The organism is Kitasatospora sp. NPDC091257, assembly GCF_044757675.1.
Classification (GTDB): Bacteria; Actinomycetota; Actinomycetes; order Streptomycetales; family Streptomycetaceae; genus Kitasatospora; species Kitasatospora lactacystinica.
Map to the genome: position 1 here is coordinate 1 of NZ_JBIVVI010001052.1, position 3,237 is coordinate 3,237.

Genomic DNA, 3,237 nt, shown 5'->3' on the forward strand with positions numbered 1-3,237 from the left:
GAGCCGCAATTCGACGCATGACCTTCTCCTTCGTCGCATCTCGAACAAGCTGTGCGGTCAGCATGCCGAGGATGCGATCAGTTGTATCCACTGTCCGCGTCTCCCGTTTCCTCCGGCGCGCCGTTCCCCGGCCCCGGCCGCCTACCGCTCGGACGGGTAGTGGGCGAGGCCCGAGGCGAGCAGGCCGAAGGCCCGGTCGACCGCCGCCTCGACCCGGGCCCGCACGGCTTCGGCCGGCTCCCCGGCCACCATGGCCCGCCGGATCTCGCCGAGCACCGCCCGGTGGGCCCCCGTGACGGCTCCGGCCACGATCCGGGGGAGCGGGTCCTCCGGCGCGGCTCCCGACTCCTCGGCCAGGGCGGCCGCGAGCGCCGCCTCGGCCCGTTCGCCGAGCTCCAGCAGCCGGGCCCGGAGTGCGGCGCTGTCCTCGACGATCCGCCAGAACGCCGCCATCCCCGGATGCAGTCCGACCGTCGGCTCCCCGCTCGCGAAGGCCGCCAGCAGGTCGGCCCGGACGGCGTCCACGGCCGAGCTGCCCGCGGGGCGGCGCCGGACCACCCCGGCCAGGTGGGCGACGACTTCCTCCTGCCGGTCGAAGAACAGGTCCTCCTTGGTGGGGAAGTAGTTGAAGACCGTGTTCGGCGAGACCCCGGCGGCCCGGGCCACCTCGACCACCGTGACCCGGTCGAAGCCGCGTTCGGCGAACAGGCCCATGGCGGTGTCGGAGAGCAGCTCCCGGGTCTGCTGCTTCTTGAGTTCGCGAAGTCCCATGGCCGGATCCTATCCGCAGTGCATGGTGTCACTTCAAAGTTGCAGTGACACCAAAAATATCCGCTACGGTGGCGGCATGACCTTCACCTTCGGCATCTACCCCGGCGGACTGGCCGGTGACGACACCGGCGTGATCGCGCCCGTCCGCCCCGACGACCCGGCCCGGATCACCGCCGCCCTGCGCGAACTCCAGGGCGGTGCGGCGGAGTTCCTGGTCCGCGCCTACCGCTCCTACCCGGGCGGCGAGCACACCCCCGCGCGGCCCGAGCAGTACGCCGTCGAGGGACGCCGGCTCGACCTGGTGGTCCAGTACCGGGATCGTGGCGGGGAGTTGGCGGGCTGGCTGGACTTCGTCCGGCGGACGGTCCGCGCGGAGGGACACCGCCTCGGGCTGCTCCAGATCTGCGAGGAGCCCAACCTGGACCTCCCGCCCGTGGACGGCAGCATCCCCAACGTCCGCCGGGCGCTGGTCGAAGGCGTGATCGCGGCGAAGGAGGAGGCGCTGGCCCGGGGATTCGACCGGCTGGCCGTCGGCTTCAACGCGGTGCCTTCCTTCGACTCCGCGGACACCTTCTGGCCCGAGCTCGGCCGGCTCGCCGACGAGCGCTTCCACCGTGCCCTGGACTACGTAGGCCTGGACTTCTTCCCGGACGTCTTCCGTCCCGTCCCACCCGGTCGACTCGCCGACGCGGTACGGGCGGTGCTCACCGGCTTCCGCCGGGACATGCTGCCCGGAGCCGGGATCGGGCCCGGTGTTCCGCTGCGGATCTGCGAGAACGGCTGGCCCACCGGCCCCGGGCGGAGCGAGGCGCGGCAGGCCGGGGTGGTGGCGGAGGTGGTCCGGACGGTCGCCGGGCTCGCCACCGAACTCAATGTCACCGGCTACGCGTTCTTCGCCCTGCGGGACGCGGACAGTGCGGGCGCCGGGCTGTTCCCGCACTTCGGCCTGATGCGCGACGACTACACGCCCAAGCCGGCCTTCGCGGTGTACCGCGCGCTGGTCGAGGAGCTGACGAGGGGCTGACGAGGGGCTGACGGCGGGCTGACGAGAGCCGGCCGGTTCCGCTAGTTCGCCTCGAAGAAGCGCTCCACCGTGCGGCGCTGTGCGGCGACGGCGTCCACCGGCTCGCCGATCACCCGGCCGGCCAGGGCGACGGCCAGCTCGCCGACGTCCTGTCGCAGCAGGCGGGCCGCCTCGGCCCGGTCGGCGGCGATCCGGGCGCGGCCGGTGGCGAGCAGTTCGTCCCGGTCGCGAATGCCCTCCGCGCGGGCCGCGACCATCGCCGCCGCGCCGCGCTCGGCGTACTCCTCCCGGATCCGGGCCGCCTCGTGGCGGGCCTCGGCCAGCTCCCGCAGGCGGGCCTCCCGGGTGGCCTCGGCCTCGGCGAGCAGGGCCTCGGCGCGTTCGGTGCGACCCTCGGTGGCCTCCCAGCGTTCGGACTGCACCCGTTCGATCCGGGGGAGCAAGTGGCGGCCGAGCACCCACAGCAGCAGGAAGAACAGTGCCAGGCCGAGGACCAGTGGGGCCGGTTCGGGCTTGAGCGGGCCGAGTTCGAGCGTCACGCGTTACCTCCCCAGGGTATGACGTTCCGTCGGTCGGAAGCTTCCCCAGGGGTGACGCCGGTCGAACTCGGCCCGGACATGAGCTGCGTCACGGCGGCCCGGGCGGCCGGGGGGCTCACTGCCCCATGACGTACTTGACGGTCGGGCCGGCGGTCCAGCCGCCGTCCACCGCCAGCTCGGCGCCGGTGACGTAGGAGGAGTCGTCGGAGAGCAGGTAGACCACGGCGCCGGCGATCTCGGGCGCCTCGCCGACCCGGCCCATCGGGGTGTTGGGGTAGTTGCCCTCGCCGCGCCGGATGCCGACCGAGGCGGTCATCGGGGTGTAGGTCATGCCCGGGTGCACCGAGTTGACCCGGATCCGCTCGGTGCCCAGCTCGACCGCGCCGATCTTGCTGAGGCCGCGCACGCCCCACTTGGAGGCGCCGTAGCCGGCGGTGAGCGCCAGGCCCATCAGGCCGGCCGCCGAGGAGATGTTGACGATCGAGCCGCCGCCGGCCGCGCGCATCGCCGGGACGGCGGTCTTCATCCCGATGAACACGCCGGTCAGGTTGATGTCCAGGACCTTGCGGAAGTGCTCGACGCTCTCGTCCGCGAGCAGCGTGCCGGTGGAGATCCCCGCGTTGTTGACCAGGCCGTGCAGGGCGCCGAACTCCGCCACCGCGAAGTCCACCACGCGCTGCCAGTCCTCCTCGGAGGTCACGTCGTGGCGTACGAACCGCGCCCGCTCGCCGAGTTCGGCGGCGATGGTCCTGCCGTCCTCCTCCAGGACGTCGGTGATCACCACGTGGGCGCCGGACGCGACGGCGAGCCGGGCGGCCTCGGCGCCCAGGCCGCGGGCGCCGCCGGTGACGATGACGGTCTTGCCGGTGAGGTCGTTCATGACCTGCTCCTTCGGGGGGTGGG

4 protein-coding genes are annotated in these 3,237 nt (G+C 73.2%); 1 reads left to right on the forward strand and 3 read right to left on the reverse strand.

The genetic code is table 11. The annotated features are described in order from the left end of the window. Positions 1-141 precede the first annotated feature (141 nt). Complete coding sequence (locus ACIQOV_RS34165; RefSeq protein WP_401054678.1) at positions 142-771, reverse strand: TetR/AcrR family transcriptional regulator; 630 nt, start codon at positions 769-771, stop codon at positions 142-144. A 76-nt stretch (positions 772-847) separates the two neighbouring features. Between ACIQOV_RS34165 and ACIQOV_RS34170 the strand changes: the two genes are divergently transcribed. Further along, positions 848-1,795 carry a hypothetical protein gene (locus tag ACIQOV_RS34170; RefSeq protein ID WP_401054680.1) on the forward strand — a complete coding sequence of 316 codons (948 nt, stop codon included), beginning with the start codon at positions 848-850 and terminating at the stop codon, positions 1,793-1,795. 41 nt (positions 1,796-1,836) lie between these two features. On the opposite strand, the gene ACIQOV_RS34175 is transcribed toward ACIQOV_RS34170, so the two are convergent. Together ACIQOV_RS34175 and ACIQOV_RS34180 are read right to left on the reverse strand one after the other, a co-directional pair. Further along, a complete protein-coding gene (locus ACIQOV_RS34175) occupies positions 1,837-2,334 on the reverse strand; it encodes a hypothetical protein (RefSeq protein ID WP_401054681.1) in 498 nt (165 codons plus the stop codon). 115 nt (positions 2,335-2,449) lie between these two features. After that, positions 2,450-3,214, reverse strand: coding sequence for an SDR family oxidoreductase (locus ACIQOV_RS34180; protein ID WP_401054683.1), 765 nt, complete (start codon positions 3,212-3,214; stop codon positions 2,450-2,452). Positions 3,215-3,237: the final 23 nt, after the last annotated feature.

Excerpts from the sequence above, each read along its gene's own strand:
- ACIQOV_RS34180 (WP_401054683.1), bottom strand. The coding sequence starts at position 3,214 with ATGAACGACCTCACCGGCAAGACCGTCATCGTCACCGGCGGCGCCCGC.
- ACIQOV_RS34165 (WP_401054678.1), bottom strand. The coding sequence starts at position 771 with ATGGGACTTCGCGAACTCAAGAAGCAGCAGACCCGGGAGCTGCTCTCC.
- ACIQOV_RS34170 (WP_401054680.1), top strand. The coding sequence starts at position 848 with ATGACCTTCACCTTCGGCATCTACCCCGGCGGACTGGCCGGTGACGAC.